General features: G+C 48.0%; 11 protein-coding genes. 10 read left to right on the forward strand and 1 reads right to left on the reverse strand.

Annotated features, from left to right (window positions below):
* The first annotated feature begins 67 nt into the window (after positions 1-67).
* On the forward strand, positions 68-877 hold the full coding sequence (locus tag SPICA_RS10045; protein WP_013969396.1) for a ZIP family metal transporter: 810 nt from the start codon (positions 68-70) through the stop codon (positions 875-877).
* A gap of 121 nt (positions 878-998) precedes the next feature.
* The gene (locus tag SPICA_RS10050; RefSeq protein WP_013969397.1) at positions 999-1,628 is read left to right on the forward strand and encodes an adenylate kinase; all 630 of its coding nucleotides are present in this window, start codon (positions 999-1,001) and stop codon (positions 1,626-1,628) included.
* A 13-nt stretch (positions 1,629-1,641) separates the two neighbouring features.
* Here the strand turns inward: SPICA_RS10050 and SPICA_RS10055 are convergent, their stop codons facing one another.
* Positions 1,642-2,643, reverse strand: a complete 1,002-nt coding sequence (locus SPICA_RS10055; RefSeq protein WP_013969398.1) for a tRNA dihydrouridine synthase — start codon at positions 2,641-2,643, stop codon at positions 1,642-1,644.
* A 148-nt stretch (positions 2,644-2,791) separates the two neighbouring features.
* Here SPICA_RS10055 and SPICA_RS10060 point away from each other — a divergent pair, with 148 nt between their 5' ends.
* The 8 genes from SPICA_RS10060 to SPICA_RS10095 all read left to right on the forward strand — a co-directional run bounded on the left by SPICA_RS10060 (position 2,792) and on the right by SPICA_RS10095 (position 14,350).
* Complete coding sequence (locus SPICA_RS10060; RefSeq protein ID WP_013969399.1) at positions 2,792-3,547, forward strand: DeoR/GlpR family DNA-binding transcription regulator; 756 nt, start codon at positions 2,792-2,794, stop codon at positions 3,545-3,547.
* Positions 3,548-3,556: 9 nt separating this feature from the next.
* Positions 3,557-4,951, forward strand: a complete 1,395-nt coding sequence (locus SPICA_RS10065) for a dihydrolipoamide acetyltransferase family protein (RefSeq protein ID WP_013969400.1) — start codon at positions 3,557-3,559, stop codon at positions 4,949-4,951.
* 13 nt (positions 4,952-4,964) lie between these two features.
* Positions 4,965-6,374 carry a dihydrolipoyl dehydrogenase gene (gene lpdA / locus SPICA_RS10070; RefSeq protein ID WP_013969401.1) on the forward strand — a complete coding sequence of 470 codons (1,410 nt, stop codon included), beginning with the start codon at positions 4,965-4,967 and terminating at the stop codon, positions 6,372-6,374.
* Positions 6,375-6,416: 42 nt separating this feature from the next.
* Positions 6,417-8,873 carry an alpha-ketoacid dehydrogenase subunit alpha/beta gene (locus tag SPICA_RS10075; protein ID WP_013969402.1) on the forward strand — a complete coding sequence of 819 codons (2,457 nt, stop codon included), beginning with the start codon at positions 6,417-6,419 and terminating at the stop codon, positions 8,871-8,873.
* 6 nt (positions 8,874-8,879) lie between these two features.
* Positions 8,880-10,253 (forward strand): PHP domain-containing protein, encoded by a 1,374-nt coding sequence (locus SPICA_RS10080; RefSeq protein WP_013969403.1) that lies wholly within the window; start codon positions 8,880-8,882, stop codon positions 10,251-10,253.
* Entirely contained in the window at positions 10,246-11,499 is a 1,254-nt protein-coding gene (locus SPICA_RS10085; RefSeq protein ID WP_013969404.1) for an SDR family NAD(P)-dependent oxidoreductase, read from the forward strand. The genes SPICA_RS10080 and SPICA_RS10085 overlap by 8 nt, the downstream gene beginning before the upstream one ends.
* 10 nt (positions 11,500-11,509) lie before the next feature.
* On the forward strand, positions 11,510-13,021 hold the full coding sequence (locus SPICA_RS10090) for an FGGY-family carbohydrate kinase (RefSeq protein ID WP_013969405.1): 1,512 nt from the start codon (positions 11,510-11,512) through the stop codon (positions 13,019-13,021).
* Between the two features lie 66 nt (positions 13,022-13,087).
* A complete protein-coding gene (locus SPICA_RS10095) occupies positions 13,088-14,350 on the forward strand; it encodes a zinc-binding dehydrogenase (protein ID WP_013969406.1) in 1,263 nt (420 codons plus the stop codon).

The raw sequence follows: 14,350 nt of genomic DNA on the forward strand, positions 1-14,350 counted from the left end.
TTGAGAGACCCCTGGCTATGAGATATTACCTTGCCCTGATCCCTGCTTTTTTCATATATTTAAGTATATGGAATGGTTAGCTTCTTTAAGTGCCGTACCACAAGCTCTGGTAGCCACGCTCTTTACCTATGGGGTAACTGCGCTTGGAGCCGGTACGGTATTCTTTTTTAAATCGATTAACAGAAAAGTGTTGGATGCCATGCTCGGTTTTGCCGGAGGTGTCATGATTGCGGCCAGTTTCTGGTCCCTGCTTGCTCCTTCGATAGAACTTTCTGAGTCTATGGGTGGCATCCCATGGATACCCGCAGTGTTGGGTTTTCTTCTGGGGGGCCTCTTTCTCCGGGTTGTCGACCGGCTGCTCCCCCACCTGCATATCGAATATGACCGGAGTGAAGCAGAGGGTATAAAAACCAATTGGCAACGGTCTATTCTCCTAGTCCTCGCCATTACCCTCCATAATATACCTGAAGGACTGGCAGTCGGTGTGGGTTTTGGGGCTGTCGCCGCCGGGATTCCCTCTGCAGGCCTGGCCGGTGCAGTAGCCCTTGCCATCGGCATCGGACTACAGAACTTTCCTGAAGGCGCTGCAGTTTCCATCCCCCTTCGCCGGGATGGGCTTACCCGACGTAAGGCTTTCTGGTATGGACAGCTATCAGGTATTGTAGAGCCCTTTGCCGGCGTAGCCGGGGCAGCCCTGGTAACGGTTATGCATCCCATTCTGCCTTACGCCCTCGCCTTTGCCGCAGGAGCGATGATTTATGTAGTAGCCGAGGAAGTAATTCCCGAATCCCGCCGGGAAGGAAATGAGCACATCGCGACCCTGGGCCTCATGCTTGGGTTTGCGGTGATGATGACCCTAGACGTCGCCTTAGGTTAATGAGGTTCTCACTACCCACCTTTCCAAGCCGCACCTTACTATGTAAGCTGCGGCTTTTTTTCTGCAACCCTTGCGTTATCGATATATTTAGTGCAATATGGGTGCAAATAGGAGCAAACCCATGAAGCTAGTTTTTCTCGGACCTCCCGGAGCAGGCAAGGGAACCCTGGCCGCAAAGGCGGTGGAGTTCCTGCAAATTCCCCACATATCAACCGGGGCCATTTTCAGAGCCGCCATAGCCAATAAAACCGCCCTTGGCCTTAAGGTTAAGGAAATCATCGATGCGGGTAAGCTGGTGGATGATGAAACCACCATCGCCCTCGTCAGGGAACGGCTCGCCCAAGCCGATGCCCAAAAGGGATACATCCTGGATGGATTCCCCCGGACCATTGCTCAGGCAGAAGCCCTGGAAGGCTTTTCCAAGGTAGACCGGGTGGTAAATTTCGACATTCCCGACTCAGCGGTGATTGAACGGCTTTCGGGACGCCGGGTCTGCAAGAACTGCGGTGCTAATTATCATATTCTCTTTAACAAACCCAAAAAGGAAGGAATCTGCGACCTGTGCGGCGGCGAGCTGTATACCCGGGACGACGATAAGGCAGAAGCAATCCAGAAACGGCTCGAGGTCTACCGGGCCCAGACCGCGCCCCTCATCGACTACTACCGGAAGAAGGGTCTTTTAGTTGATGTAGATGCCCGGCCTGCGGTGGACCAGGTTATCGCCAATTTCCGCCAGGCCTTACAGGTTTAAAACAGCCGCGCCATCACAAAACTGTCAGATTTGTACCTGTCAGATTTTGACCAGAGAAAGCCGGGATGTACCGATCCCGGCCGTCCTGGGCAAAGTAATCCTCCAGCACACCAATCATGCCGCGACGATCCCGTTCCCGCCCTAGAAGGGTCCGTACATGGTGAGCCCAGGTAAGATTGTCGCAGAAATACAGGAAAAACTTCTTTGCCCGGCTTTCAAAATACTCCGGGGGCTGGTACTGTTCTAAAAGCCCAAGGAAACGGTCCGCCACAGCCAGAAGATCGATGGCAGGTAGGGGCTCCCGCAGACCTTCCAGCGATCGGGCTTGGGCAAAAATCCAGGGGGCCTTTACCGCAGCTCTGCCTACCATTACAGCGTCACAGCCGCCTTTCGCGCGGTGGACCAGCTGAGATGCGTCTTCTATATCCCCATTGCCAGCCACAGGAATAGTCAGGGCCTTCTTCACTACATCCACGGCGGTCCACCGCGCGCGGCGCTTGAGCTTTTCCTTGCTGGTCCGCGGATGGAGGGTAATGAGGTCCACACCTTCCCGTTCAAGCCCCTGGCAGAAGCTCACCAGGCGGTCCAGATTATCGTCGGAACCAAGCCGCAATTTTACACTGAACCGGTGGTGGCGAATTGCATGTCTGAGGCGGCCTACTAGGGAAAAGGCTTCGTCGGGATGGTCCATCCACCAGACACCGGCTCCGATGCGGACAATTTCCGGTGCGGAACAGCCCATATTGAGGTCAATTCCCCGGCATTCCCGGACATCCAGAAGTTCAGCGGCTTTCGTAAGGGTGTCCGCATCGGAGCCCACCAGCTGATACACCAGTTTATCCGGCACTGGGCCGTTATCAAGATAATAGATTTCTAATGGATTGGCTGCCAAAAGGGATGGGGCACTGAGCATTTCAGAAAAATATTCATCGCAGCCACCAAATTCATCAATAAGCTGACGCAGAGCCCGGTGACTTAGGGCTGCCATGGGAGCAAGTAAATAGGGAACCCTCATGGGCAGACTGTAGCATAAACATAGTAGATATTAAAGACTGTTTATATGACAAAAAAAGGTTAAAAAAGCTTTTTCAACCCTTGCGTTTTTATATATTTCATAATATATTTGAAAAGATTTCATAATCTTTTCGAAAAAGGATAGAAATATGAATGAAAGTTTAAATGAAAGAGAACGATTAATTCTCGATAAACTCTCACAACTGGGCTCAATATCGGTTACTGATTTGGCAACAGAGTTACAGTTATCGGAAGTAACAATCAGATCGGATTTGAAAGGCCTCGAAGAAAAGGGATGGCTTCAGCGAACTCGAGGTGGAGCGGCTCCAGCATATCATCGAGATATTCTTGAACGACAACGGCTTCATACAGAAGAAAAACAGGCAATCGCCAGGGCTGCGGCCGAGCTGGTTCAAGATGGTGATGTGATTATGATCGAGGCAGGAACTACCACAGCACTCATCGCCCGTTATCTGGTAGGTAAACGGGATGTGCATATTGTTACCAACTCTACGCTCGTTTTTTCTTATGCCCGTATGAATCCAGCTTTACAAATCACTATGACAGGCGGTGAATTTCGGCGCCCTACGGAATCATTAGTAGGACCAATAACGCTAGAAACAATCAGCCGGCTGAATGTGCGTCTTGCTTTTGTCGGAACCGATGGTTTTAGCCTGCATCGTGGAATGACAACGCACCTTGTAGAAGGTGGAGAGATTGTAAAAGCCATGAAAGCCCATGCAGAACAGACCATTTTGGTTGCCGACTCGAGCAAGTACGGAAAAGTTGGTTTTGTTAGTGTGCTTCCCTTGCAGGAAGTAGCGCTTATTATAACGGATCGCAACCTCAGTTCCCAGGCGATTACGGAATTGCAGGAAGCTTCTATATCGGTGCAAGTAACATAAGGAGGAATAATGGCCCATATCGTTATTATGCCACGACAAGGTAATACGGTTGAATCCTGTATCATTGTCGGTTGGAATAAGAAAGAAGGAGATGAAGTATTGGAAGATACTCCCCTCTGTGATGTAGAAACGGATAAGGCAACCTTCGAAGTTGTAGCTGGTGCGAAGGGGACGCTCTTAAAAACCTTACATGAAGCAGGGGATGATGTACCGGTTCTGCAACCTATTGCTATTATAGGAGAAGCCGGCGAGGATTGGCAAACAATACTGGCAAATGCTCAAGGTATCACAGAAAAAACTATCGCTGACCAGGAAACACTCAACACAGAACAGCCCATTGACGGCTCCATGCCAGTATCTCCCCGAGCACGGAACCTGGCGGCCCGGGCAGCCCTGGACCTTACAGGAGTTTCAGGTACAGGACCTGGCGGCAGAATAATTGAACGGGATGTGCAGTCAATTCTGGAATATCGGCAACCCTTAACCGCCGCTGCCCGGGCCGCCGTAGCAGAAGGTGGTACAGCAGACTTATTGCCAACAGAAGGATCTGGAATCGGATCTAGAATTCGAACCGCAGATTTGAAAACAGGCCTCGCAGAGGGGGGAATGCATGATCAAAATAGTACAGAAAAGACACAAGAGCCTCAGGCCATGGGGGCAGTAATTCGAGGAGGGGCTGCCTCTGCTATCACCGAGGAACCCATCAAAGGCATACGAAAGCTCATTGCAGACCGGATGCTCGAGTCTCTATCGAGTACTGCCCAATTTACGCTCAACAGCCACGCCCGTGTAGATCGAATGCTCGATTTGCGGCAGCGTTTTAAAACCTCTCAACCGGATTTAGGACTTTCTGGTATTACCCTTAACGATCTAGTGTTGTTTATGGTATCCCGAATCTTACCTCTCTATCCTTTTATGAATGCTCATAAAAACGATGACACCCTCATCACCTACAAACAGGTTCATCTTGGCATGGCGGTAGATACCCCCCGGGGTCTTATGGTCCCGGTGATTCGTAATGCGGATCAACTCAGCCTGGTTCAAATTTCAGCAGAAGCAAAGCGGCTTGCGTCAGCCTGCCAACAGGGGACTATCACCCCCGATGAATTGTCTGGATCGACCTTCACAGTAACAAACCTAGGCAATTTGGGCATTGAAAGCTTTACTCCGGTCATCAATATACCGGAAGTTGCAATTCTTGGCGTATGTGGAGTGGAGCTTAAACCACTTGCACAAGCGGGGACCCTTAATGGGGCTCTCGAACCAAGCGAAATACAGTTTGTACCCCATATCGGATTAAGTCTTACGATTAATCACCAGGTAGTTGACGGAGCTCCAGCAGCCCGATTCCTTAAAGCCCTCTGTGATGGCATCAGTCAGGTTGATCTCTGGCTCGCCCGATGAAGGAGATATAGCCATGTATGATGTAGTAATTATCGGTGGCGGTCCTGCGGGTTATCTCTCCGCTGAACGGTTAGGCCATGGTGGGAAAAAGGTCCTTTTAATCGAAAAGTCCTTTCTCGGTGGTACTTGCCTGAATGTGGGGTGCATCCCCACAAAGACCCTTTTAAACTCCGCAAAACTCTATGTTCATGCACTGGAAGCAGATCGATTTGGTATTCACTGTGAGAGAACTACCTATGATTGGCAAGCTATTCAAGCATGGAAAACTGAAGTGGTGAGTAAGCTCCGTGCAGGTATTGCGGGGATGATGAATAACTACAAGGTCACTGTTATGGAAGGAACCGGTGAACTGGTTTCAGCCCCAAAGGGTGATGCAGGGGCACGAGTTCGCATTACTCTGCAAGATGGTACGGTTCAGGAAACAACTGGACGGACAGTGCTTATTTCCACAGGTTCCGTACCTGTACTGCCACCAATACCGGGGGTACAAAACAATCCACACATTCTTGATTCTACCGGGCTTTTAGAAACGACAAAGGTTCCCACATCCCTCACTATTATCGGCGGTGGGGTTATTGGTGTCGAGTTTGCGTCCCTCTTTGCTGCTTTGGGAAGTAAGGTGACAGTAATTGAGATGATGGATGAGATTGTACCTTTTATGGATCGGGAACAGGCGCCGATTTTGCGGCGGGCTATGAAAGGGGTGGACTTCCATCTGGGATGCCGGGTGGAAAAAATAGAAGGAAGTCGGGTCTGGTATAAGAATCTGGACGGCAGAGAAGACCAGATTGAGTCTGAGTTAATCCTCATGGCTGTGGGCCGGCGGCCACAACTTTCAGGTTGGGGGGCCGAGCGAGTATGTCTAGATATACGTCGTCAGGGGATCCTTGTGGATGACCGTATGCGTACTAATGTACCAGGAGTTTGGGCTGCCGGAGATGTAACGGGGAAAAGTCTATTAGCCCATACAGCATATCGGATGGGCGAAGTTGCGGTCTCGGACATTCTGACCTATCTCGACCGTCTTGAGGGTAAGAATGAGACACCACGGAATAATCGCATGCGTTATGATGCCATTCCCTGGGCAATCTATGGCATACCCGAAGCGGCCGGCGTTGGAATTACCGAACAAGAGGCAGTGGAAAGAGGATTTTCGATAACAAAGGCAAGTCTGCCCATGCGAATATCCGGCCGTTTTTCCGCTGAGAACAGCTTTGCTGCACCGGGAGCTTGCAAGGTTATTGCTGATGCAACCACTGGAAGGATCCTTGGAGTACATGCAGTAGGGGCTTATGCCTCTGAGTTTATTTGGGGTGCAGCGGCTCTCATTGAACAGGAACTGCGGATAAAGGATGTTCAAGAACTTATTTTTCCCCATCCTACGGTCAGTGAAATAATCCGTGAAGTTGTGTGGACGATGTAAGCCTAATCAGATAAGCGCAATACTATATAAGGAGTAAGCACTATGCCAAAATCATTATTGATTAACCCTGGGGAGGTACGGAAAGCCCAGGTTATCAAAATTAAGGATATTCCGGTTAATCAGTATAGATCGGATATTCAAAAAGAAGTGGCAACCTATGGAAAGAAACGGCTACTCAGGGTTTGGTATGACATGGTAACCATTCGCGAATTTGAGAGCATGCTCAATTCGTTTAAGACCATGGGATCTTGGAACGGTATAGAATATAACCATAAAGGGCCAGCTCATCTTTCCATCGGACAAGAAGCCGCTGCGGTTGGCCAGTGCATCAACCTGACAATTGATGACTTCATATTTGGCAGCCACCGTAGTCATGGAGAAATACTTGCCAAATGCTATTCTGCTATCTGGCAATTGGATGAGGTTTCACTTGAACATATTATGAAAGATTTTTTAAATGGTGACACCCTGTCGATCGCAGAAAAGGTCCCCTATAGGAACATAAAAGACCTGGCGGAAAATTTTGTACTCTACGGAACGCTGGCAGAAATTTTCGCCCGCAAAGCCGGATTTAACCGTGGTTTGGGTGGATCTATGCACGCCTTCTTTACCCCCTTTGGATCCATGCCGAACAATGCCATTGTAGGCGGCTCAGCGGATATTGCCACAGGAGCGGCCCTCTATAAGCGGATAAACAGAAAGCCGGGTATTGTGATCGCCAATATCGGAGATGCCTCCATGGGTTGTGGTCCCGTATGGGAAGCGATGATGCTTGCTTCTATGGATCAGTATCGGAACCTCTGGCCTGAAGATGTGGGCGGTGCTCCGCCAATTCTTTTTAATTTCTTTAATAATTTCTACGGTATGGGTGGACAAACCATGGGGGAGACCATGGGGTACCAAGTCTTAGCACGAGTAGGAGCGGGAGTGAATCCTGAGAACATGCACAGTGAGCGGGTCGATGGGTATAACCCCCTTGCGGTAGCTGAGGCTATTGCCCGGAAAAAAGAATTACTCCTCGCAGGAAAAGGCCCGGTTTTGCTCGATACCCTCACCTATCGTATATCTGGCCACTCACCTTCCGATGCTTCCAGCTATCGGACCCAGGAAGAAATTAAACTCTGGCAAGAAGCCGATGCAATAGAAGCCTATGGAAATTATCTTATAACGAACGGGCTCTGTACCAAGGAAGAACTGGAGACCCAGCGGGAAACTATCCAGGAGAAACTGCTCGAAGTGGTAAAACTAGCGACCAACGATACTATATCAGAACGGGTTTCAGGTCAATTTATCGAATCTGTCATGTATTCTCACAGTAGGGTTGATAAAATGGAGGATCGGTCGGCAGAGCTCCTCCAAAATCTTAATGAAAATCCACGGGTCAAAGCCCTGCAGGGGAAATATCGTTATGGCTTTGACAGCGAGGGTAAACCTGTACCCAAGAACAAGGCCTTTCAATACCGTGATGCCCTTTTTGAAGCCCTGGCATATCGTTGTACCATAGATCCCACCATGGCAGCCTGGGGCGAAGAAAACCGAGACTGGGGCGGAGCCTTTGCGGTATATCGGGGACTTACCGAACTACTTCCTTATCACAGGCTCTTTAACAGTCCTATTTCGGAAGGAGCTATAGTCGGCGCCGGTGTAGGCTATGCCCTTTCGGGAGGCCGGGCGGTGGTTGAACTTATGTACTGCGATTTTATGGGCCGAGCGGGAGATGAAATTTTTAACCAGGCAGCAAAATGGCAGGCTATGTCAGCGGGACTTTTAAAAATGCCCTTAGTTATCCGTGTTTCGGTTGGCAATAAATATGGAGCCCAGCACAGCCAGGACTGGTCTGCCCTAGTGGCTCACATTCCAGGGCTAAAAATCATGTTCCCCGCCACACCCTATGACGCCAAGGGCATGATGAATCTTGCACTACGGGGCACTGATCCAGTCATTTTCTTCGAAAGCCAACTGCTATATGATGTTAGCGAACAGTTTGAAAAGAATGGTGTACCCCAAGCTTACTATGAGATTCCCGAAGGCGAGCCCGCCATTCGCAAACAGGGGAAAGATATAACCATCGCAACCCTTGGGGCAACCTTATATAAAGCTCTTGAAGCAGCCCGGATATTGCAAGAACGATGGGGTCTGGAAGCAGAAATTATAGATTTGCGATTTATCAATCCTCTAAATTATGAAGTTATCATTGAATCGGTGAAAAAAACTGGAAAGCTTGTGTTAGCCAGCGATGCGGTAGAACGAGGGTCTTTTCTGCACACCGTGGCTAGCAATGTACAGACCCTCGCGTTTGATTATCTTGATGGACCGGTGGCGGTGGTTGGCAGCCGGAACTGGATTACTCCGGCAGCAGAAATGGAACATCTTTACTTCCCTCAAAAAGAATGGATTATCGATACCATCCACGAACGGCTTCTGCCCTTAAAGGGGCATGTACCAACCACAGTACAAAGTATCGGTGAGATTCTGCGCCGGAACCGACTTGGGGTGTAAGCAGTGATGAAAGAACGCATCAACGATCCGGCCTGTGGGTCCATGGAACGGCTACAAGCGTTGCGGCACTATATTCAGAAGGTATTCTTAGAACAGGGAGAACAATGGGTGCCGCAAACAAACGGTGAAGTAAACAATCACATTCATACGATATATAGCTTTAGCCCCTATACACCTGCCATGGCAGCGCTTAAGGCATGGGAATCGGGGCTCGAAGCAGCCGGTTCAGTGGATCATGACTCTCTGGGAGCAGCGGAAGAAATGCTCACGGCCTGTGAAATCCTTGGTATAGGAGGCTGTGTTGGCTTTGAAGTCCGGGTCAATTTTAAGTACGGCCCTGATGGAAATCCCGGCCCTTTTGCAGAGCGGAAAATAAACAATCCCGATTCTCAAGGTCTTGTGTACATGACTGTTCAGGGTATTCCGCGACAAGCCTACGGTAAGGTTCGGAACTTTTTACAGCCCCTTCAGGAAGTCCGGAATAAACGGAACCGAGCCATGGTAGAACGGATCAATACAAAGCTCAGCCACGTGGGCCTAAAAAACCTTTCTTTTGAAAAACACATACTCCCCCTCTCTCAAGCCCATACAGGAGGAAGTGTTACCGAACGGCATTTGATGGCTGCTGTAGCCCGCTTGCTCATTGAGGAATTCGAAGCAGGACCAGCCCTTGTGGGAGCCTTGGGTTCTCAATTTGGAATTAAGCCATCACCTAAACTCACGATGTTACTTGGCGACAGAACCAATCCCCACTATCTTTTCGACCTTATTGGTTTATTAAAAACAGACTTTCTGCCCGATGTGTTTATCCAACCCGATGACTCAGAATGTATACCCGCAAAACAGGTTGTAGATTTTGCTCGATCCATTGGTGGGATTCCTGCTTATGCATATCTGGGTGATGTAAAAGATTCGCCTACGGGAGATAAAAAGGCTGAACACTTTGAAGATGCCTATTTGGATGAACTTTTTCAGGAATTACAACGATTAGGCTACCAGGCAGTAACCTATATGCCACCACGAAACACGAAAGAACAACTTCAAAGAGTGCAGAATCTCTGTAAACAATATAATTTTATGGAAATTTCTGGAGTAGATATAAACAGTTCCCGTCAGTCTTTTACCTGTCCTGAGGTCCTTCTACCTGCGTTCCACCACTTGGTAGATAGCACCTGGGCGCTCATAGCCCATGAACGACTGGCATCCATCAATATTCACTATGGCCTTTTTCATCCAGAAAATCCATTAGCGGGACTCTCACTCGCAAAACGGATCGCCGCCTATGCCAAGATTGGTCAAAGCTTTGATCGCCAGCATCCAGAGGAGAGTGCCCGCCGCATTATTCAAGAAAAGCAACTGGAGGTCTATCGCTATGAATAGATTGATGCAAATTATTGCGCCCATACTAAGAGGTCTCTATCTGCATGCGACAGGACAAAGTGTGGTGGTTTTACCCGGAAATACACTGGTAGAAACAGAATGTCATATTGATGTGCGGCCAGCTATGCAGGGTGAAGATATACATGAAGAGATGGCAGCAAAAATCGCCTCAGAAACATGTAAATCCTGGATTTTTGAACACAGTCCTTCCGGTGTGGATGCACTTCAAACACATGGAATATCACAACAATTGCCTTCATGTATACAGGTACAAACTACTTCGAATATATACACCTTCTGGGTAGACTGGGACTTGGATCGTTGCAGGGATCGGATACAGCGTCTCGACACACAACCACTTGAGATTTCATCTCAAACAAAGTCCATGTCAAGCTATGAACAATTATTCCAGAGTCGTATTCGGATTGCAGAAAGGAAAGTTGCCCTGATAACCGGTGGTGCCCAGGGATTTGGAGAGGAACTTGTTCAAGGGCTCGTCGGTGCAGGAGCTTTAGTCTTTATTGCAGATTTGAATTATAATGGTGCCCAGACTTTGGCAAATCGACTCAATACCCACTATGGCAGAACCGTAGCCCTACCAGTTGCCTGTAATGTGGCCGAGGAGACCTCTGTTCAGGAAATGGTTGCCCACATTGTAGAACAAGCTGGTGGCCTCGATATTTGTGTAAGTAACGCCGGTATTCTGAAAGCGGGGAGTGTTTTAGATCAGGAACTTGCCGCATTTAAGCTGGTGACCGATGTTAATTATACAGCTTTTTTTCTGGTAACTAAATATGTGGCTCAGGTAATGCGATGCCAGGCATTAACAGCCCCAGAGTGGTATACAGATATTATTCAGATTAATTCCAAATCCGGTTTAGAAGGTTCAAATAAGAATGGAGCCTATGCGGGAAGTAAATTTGGCGGCATCGGCCTAGTACAAAGTTTTGCTATGGAACTGGTGGAATATAACATTAAGGTAAATGCCATTTGTCCCGGTAATTTTTTTGATGGCCCCCTCTGGTCAGATCCACAGAAGGGTCTCTTTGTTCAATATCTTCAGACAGGTAAGGTCCTGGGAGCCAAAACAGTCACCGATGTTCGTGCTTTTTATGAGGCCAAAATACCTATGAAACGGGGTTGTACCGGGCCTGATGTACTCCGGGCTCTTTTTTACATTATTGAACAGGTTTATGAAACCGGCCAGGCAGTCCCAGTAACTGGCGGCCAGGTCATGCTTCATTAGGAGGTACGTTATGGAGTATGCCATTGCGGTGATTGATATAGGAATGACTAACAAAAAGGTAGCTATTTACGATGAACAATTGCATCAGCTCGAGGCCCATTACCGTACCTTTGATCCAGTACCGGTAAACAATTGCCAGACCCATGACCTGGCCGCCATCGAAGATTGGTTCATCACTGAATTACAACATGCTGCCGCCAAATATCCTATCAGAGCAATTGCTATAACGACCCATGGGGCTACCTTTGTTTGTGTAGGCCCTGATGGTAAACCGTCGGTTCCCTGTGTCTATTATACCCATGAACCGGGAGAAGCCTTTCATCAAGAATTTTATGCCCGATTCGGAATGCCAGAAGAGCTCCAGGCAAAAACGGGGACTCCCTATTTCAAAGCCCTCATAAATCCAGCAAAGGGTATCTTTTTTGCCCAAAAACAGTTTCCTGAAGCATTTCAAAATACAGTTTATATCCTGAACTATCCCCAGTACTGGGGGTATAGGTTTACTGGCGTCGTTGGTGCAGAAAACACCTATGTGGGTTGTCATACTTACCTATGGGACTGGACAAAAGCTGCCTGGTCCAGTGTAGCTCAAGGGTTAGGCATCACCAGCCTATTGCCTCGGGAACTTAAGCATTCCTGGGATATACTGGGAACCATTACCCCAGAGATTGCTCGAAAAACAGGGCTTTCAACAAAAACCATAGTCACCATGGGTATCCATGATTCTAATGCATCCTTGCTTCCCCATTTTGCAAAAAAAGGACGACAAGGATTTGTTCTTAATTCTACTGGCACCTGGTGTGTTATCATGAATCCGGTCACCAGTTATGGATTTAACGAAGAGGAACTAGGAAAGGTAGTTTTTTTTAACCAGTCAGCCTTTGGAACTCCGGTAAAAACAGCCATATTTCTTGGTGGCTATGAATTTGAAACCTGGTTAAAAGTACTGCAGGAATTACATCAACGGCAGGATATACCACCCTACCGACAAAAACTGTATCAGACGTTGCTTGCCCGAAAAGACACCTTTCTACTTCCAGAACTCACTGCTGGTTCAGGACAATTTCCAGGGTCCCACCCTCGGGTTATTGAAAAGGGAAAAGCCTATCACTACGGGGATATTCTAACCGGTACAGCAATTCCACCCTGTTTTAGTGATTATGAACGGGGGATAGCAGTGCTCAGGATTTCCCTGGTTATGCAGACTCTGACCGCGCTGGATCGGACAGGCATGTACAAAGGTCAGGAAATCTTCACTGAAGGGGGGTTCCGTAAAAATGAAGCTTACAATGTTATGCTTTCAGCAGCTTTACCTGAAAATCCTTTAGCCCTTACTGATATTGCAGAGGCCACAGCCTTTGGAGCTGCTATGACCGCAAAGATGGCCCTAACCGACAAAAGTCTAGAGGCACTCAAGGACGACTTTACGGTACAGTATCAGGAGGTTCCCAAGACAGCACTTCCTGAGCTAGCGGATTACCGACAAGCCTGGATTCATCAAATTGAAGGAAACAAAGACTAAGACATTAACTACAAGGGACTTAAAAGCTAAAGTTTTTTGAGGTCCCTACAATCCAAAGGAGGTACTATGAAAACGAAGGCGGTTCGCCTTTACGGCGTTAACGATTTACGGCTGGATGAATTTGAACTTCCTGCACTACAGGATGATGAAATTCTCGCCCGGGTTGCGTCTGATTCTATTTGTATGTCTACCCATAAGCTGGCAATGCAAGGTGAAAAACACAAACGGGTTCGGCATAACCTGACTATAAATCCAATAATTGTGGGACACGAATTTTGCGGCGTTATTGAAAAGGTTGGGAAAAAATGGGCAGGCAAATATAAGGAAGGATCTCAATTTGCAATTCAACCCGCCTTGAATTATCAGGGGACCCTTTGGGCACCGGGCTATTCCTATGAATATATCGGGGGAGATGCCACGTATATTATAATCCCCAATGAGGTTATGGAAATGAATTGTCTTTTGGAATATAAGGCTGATAATTTTTACATGGGCTCCCTCTCAGAACCGGTGTCCTGTATTGTCGGCGCCTTTCATGCCCAATATCACACTAAACCCGGTTCCTATGTACATGAAATGGGCATAAAAGAAGGGGGAGCCCTTGCGCTTTTAGCAGGTGTCGGTCCTATGGGATTAGGAGCGATCGACTATGCAATCCATAACAGCCGAAGACCCTCTCGGGTGGTAGTAACTGATATTGATGAATCCCGACTTGCACGGGCTGCACAACTTCTCACAGTGGAAGAAGCAAACAAACAGGGGGTAGAACTCATCTATGTAAATACCAAAGACATAGCAGATCCCGTTGCGTACCTTAAAGAACTTAATAAGGGTAAATTCTACGATGATGTTTTTGTATTCGCTCCTGTGAAACCTGTCGTAGAAATGGGAGACCGGCTTTTAGGACAAGATGGATGCTTGAATTTCTTTGCAGGTCCTACGGACCCAACCTTTTCTGCCATGCTTAATTTCTACAATGTCCACTACGAATCCCATCACCTCGTTGGAACCAGTGGTGGCAACACAGAGGATATGATTGAATCCCTTAACATGATGGCGGCGGGCATGCTAAATCCGGTTTTTATGATTACCCATGTAGGCGGCTTAAATGCTGTACCAGAGACAGTCATCAATCTTGATAAAATACCTGGCGGGAAGAAACTCATCTATACCCATAAGAAGCTGGATCTTGTCGCCATCAGCGACTTTGCCGAGCGGGGAAAATCGGATCCATTTTATGCTGAATTAGCAACAATTTGCGAACGGCACCATAATTTGTGGAGCAAAGAAGCAGAGGATTTCCTGCTCGCCCATGCCCCTGAAGTTTAG

Origin of the sequence: Gracilinema caldarium DSM 7334 (assembly GCF_000219725.1) — a bacterium.
In the GTDB taxonomy this organism is placed as follows: Bacteria; Spirochaetota; Spirochaetia; order Treponematales; family Breznakiellaceae; genus Gracilinema; species Gracilinema caldarium.

Excerpts from the sequence above, each read along its gene's own strand:
- SPICA_RS10050 (WP_013969397.1), top strand. The coding sequence starts at position 999 with ATGAAGCTAGTTTTTCTCGGACCTCCCGGAGCAGGCAAGGGAACCCTG.
- SPICA_RS10080 (WP_013969403.1), top strand. The coding sequence starts at position 8,880 with ATGAAAGAACGCATCAACGATCCGGCCTGTGGGTCCATGGAACGGCTA.
- SPICA_RS10095 (WP_013969406.1), top strand. The coding sequence starts at position 13,088 with ATGAAAACGAAGGCGGTTCGCCTTTACGGCGTTAACGATTTACGGCTG.
- SPICA_RS10065 (WP_013969400.1), top strand. The coding sequence starts at position 3,557 with ATGGCCCATATCGTTATTATGCCACGACAAGGTAATACGGTTGAATCC.
- SPICA_RS10060 (WP_013969399.1), top strand. The coding sequence starts at position 2,792 with ATGAATGAAAGTTTAAATGAAAGAGAACGATTAATTCTCGATAAACTC.
- SPICA_RS10045 (WP_013969396.1), top strand. The coding sequence starts at position 68 with ATGGAATGGTTAGCTTCTTTAAGTGCCGTACCACAAGCTCTGGTAGCC.
- SPICA_RS10090 (WP_013969405.1), top strand. The coding sequence starts at position 11,510 with ATGGAGTATGCCATTGCGGTGATTGATATAGGAATGACTAACAAAAAG.
- SPICA_RS10085 (WP_013969404.1), top strand. The coding sequence starts at position 10,246 with ATGAATAGATTGATGCAAATTATTGCGCCCATACTAAGAGGTCTCTAT.
- lpdA (WP_013969401.1), top strand. The coding sequence starts at position 4,965 with ATGTATGATGTAGTAATTATCGGTGGCGGTCCTGCGGGTTATCTCTCC.
- SPICA_RS10055 (WP_013969398.1), bottom strand. The coding sequence starts at position 2,643 with ATGAGGGTTCCCTATTTACTTGCTCCCATGGCAGCCCTAAGTCACCGG.
- SPICA_RS10075 (WP_013969402.1), top strand. The coding sequence starts at position 6,417 with ATGCCAAAATCATTATTGATTAACCCTGGGGAGGTACGGAAAGCCCAG.